Origin of the sequence: Actinophytocola sp., from assembly GCF_036555685.1 — a bacterium.
Classification (GTDB): domain Bacteria; phylum Actinomycetota; class Actinomycetes; order Mycobacteriales; family Pseudonocardiaceae; genus Actinophytocola.
In genome coordinates this window covers 1-1,863 of the sequence record NZ_DATBKY010000266.1, presented here as the reverse complement: position 1 = coordinate 1,863, position 1,863 = coordinate 1, and the positions used below count along the sequence as shown (strand labels likewise).

At 71.7% G+C, this 1,863-nt stretch carries 2 protein-coding genes; one reads left to right on the top strand and one right to left on the bottom strand.

Going from position 1 to position 1,863, the window contains the following annotated elements; translation table 11 throughout:
- Positions 1–141: 141 nt before the first annotated feature.
- Entirely contained in the window at positions 142–1,044 is a 903-nt protein-coding gene (locus VH969_RS27135) for a thioesterase (RefSeq protein ID WP_331979230.1), read from the bottom strand.
- Positions 1,045–1,113: 69 nt separating this feature from the next.
- Between VH969_RS27135 and VH969_RS27130 the strand changes: the two genes are divergently transcribed.
- The gene (locus tag VH969_RS27130) at positions 1,114–1,848 is read left to right on the top strand and encodes an SDR family oxidoreductase (RefSeq protein WP_331979228.1); all 735 of its coding nucleotides are present in this window, start codon (positions 1,114–1,116) and stop codon (positions 1,846–1,848) included.
- The last annotated feature ends 15 nt before the right edge of the window (positions 1,849–1,863 follow it).

Below are 1,863 nucleotides of genomic sequence, written 5' to 3'. Positions count from 1 at the left end.
CGCACTGCCACCGTATGTGCCGTTCGGGCCATCCATTTGCCCCTCCAGCCTCCCGCCGACGGCCGTGTGCGCCTCGTACGCCCCGGTACGGATACGTACAGACTAGTGGCGTAGGGCGCCTACCCGGCGAAAGCCGCCACGCTATGCGGCGTCGGGCCCGCGGCGCACGTAGCAGTCGAAGGTCGCCGTGTAGGAGATGTCCTTGAGGAAGTCCCGCACGGTGAACACGGTGTGGACGGTCTCCTCCGTGTGCGCGTCGGCGAGCAGGCGCACACGTGCGCGGGACACGACCGGGATCCAGCCGCGCTCGTCGAGCAGCTTGCCGACGCCGAGCCCGCGGTCGTGCAGGAAGCGGTCGACGACCTCCTCCATGGCGCGCACGTACGCGGAGTGCTGCACGCTGTCGGAGTAGTGGCAGTAGAAGTACGGCGCGCGCCAGGACCACACGTAGGCACCGGAGCCTGGCGGGGTGAGCACGTCCGCGACGTCCGCACCGTCCGGAATGGACAGCGGCGCGGCCTGCGCGTCGGCCAGTGCGGCGACCTCGGGCAGCACGATCGGCGCGACGGCGGACGGGACCGGCTCGCTGCCCGGCGCGTCCTTCTCGGCGATCAGCGCGACCCGCAGCTTGGCCTTGAGCGCGACAGCCCGCGCCGCGCCGACGAGGAGCTGCGCGGTGATCGCGGCGCCGTGGCCCGGCTTCTGGCGCGCGGCCGGCTCGACGACGACCTCCACCTCGTCGTCGACCTCCAGCACGTGCGGCAGCTGCACCGAGCAGTCGACGATCTCCAGGTCGACGCCGTGGCGGTGGTAGAGCTCGCGGGCGCCGAGGCCGTTGTCCCGGAAGTGCTTGAGGACCCGGCCTCGACCCAGGTACATGAAGTGCATGAAGCCGTTCCAGGTGCGGATGTTCGCGCCCTCGTACGCCATGATCGCCGGGTCGCCAGGATGCAGGTACTGACAACTGCCCGCCGGCCCGTCCCGCTGTCGCGAGTGGAGCTGCTCGGCGACCACGACGACGTAGCAGGCTCCGTGGGCGCCCATACCCTCAGAGTATCGGTCCCCACCCAACCGGTCTTGGCTCTTTCTCGCCGTCGCTGCTGGGCTTGCACCATGACCGAGACGAACAAGGTGGCCCTGGTGACCGGGGCGAACAAGGGGATCGGGTACGAGATCGTGCGCGGGCTGGCCAAGCGGGGCGTCACCGTCCTGCTGGGTGCCCGCGACGCCGGCCGGCGGGACGCGGCGGTCGCGAAGCTCGCCGCCGAGGGGCTGGACGTGACCGGCGTACCGCTGGACGTCACGGACGCGGCGTCCGTCGAGGCCGCCGCGAAGACGATCGAGGAGCGGCACGGCCGGCTGGACATCCTGGTCAACAACGCCGGCATCACCGGCGAGCGGTCGCAGGCGCCCGGCGCGGGTGCCGTCGCCGAGGTGCGCCGGGTGTTCGACGTCAACGTGTTCGGCGTCATCGCGGTGACCGACGCGATGTTGCCGCTGCTGCGGCGCGCAGCCGGCGCGCGCGTCGTGAACATGTCCAGCAGCGTCGGCTCGCTCGCCGACATGACCTCGGACGACAGCATGCTGCGCGACATGCCCGCGGCGCTCGGCTACCCGGTGTCGAAGGCCGCCCTGAACGCCGTCACCGCGCAGTACGCCAAGCACCTGCGGGACGAGGGCATCCCGGTCAACTCGGTGTGCCCCGGCTACACCGCGACCGACCTCAACGGGTTCAGCGGCCACCGCACCCCCGAGCAGGGCGCCGCCATCGCGATCGAGATGGCGCTGGCGGGTGCGGACGGGCCGACGGCCGGCTTCTTCGACGACGCCGGCCGCGTGGCTTGGTGAGCTGGGTCCCGCGCG

Coding starts and splice junctions, on each gene's coding strand:
- VH969_RS27135 (WP_331979230.1), bottom strand. CDS start 1,044: ATGGGCGCCCACGGAGCCTGCTACGTCGTCGTGGTCGCCGAGCAGCTC.
- VH969_RS27130 (WP_331979228.1), top strand. CDS start 1,114: ATGACCGAGACGAACAAGGTGGCCCTGGTGACCGGGGCGAACAAGGGG.